Here is a 202-nt window from a genome sequence, read left to right as displayed (position 1 = left end):
GAAACAGGTAAAAAAGAACTGAAAAAAGTAGTTGAGCTATCCCGCAATACATCTTCTTCATTAGTGAAAATCTCTGTTAATGGCACAGAAATCACCTGTACACCGGAACACCCTTTCTATGTAAGCGGAAACTGGATAGAAGCTAAAAATCTTACAAAAGGAACACTTCTAACCATATTAGATGGAACAACTTCTCCTGTAG

The 202-nt window shown here is 37.1% G+C and carries 1 protein-coding gene; it reads left to right on the top strand.

All coding sequences use genetic code 11. The features are described 5' to 3' along the window. Window positions 1-202 (top strand): polymorphic toxin-type HINT domain-containing protein (locus SB679_RS26690; protein WP_410705486.1); only part of this gene is annotated, 202 nt, incomplete at both ends.

Origin of the sequence: Chryseobacterium sp. SIMBA_029 (genome assembly GCF_046535275.1) — a bacterium.
GTDB lineage: Bacteria > Bacteroidota > Bacteroidia > Flavobacteriales > Weeksellaceae > Chryseobacterium.
The sequence above is the reverse complement of the archived record's forward strand: the minus strand, read 5'-3'. Positions and strand labels throughout refer to the sequence as shown.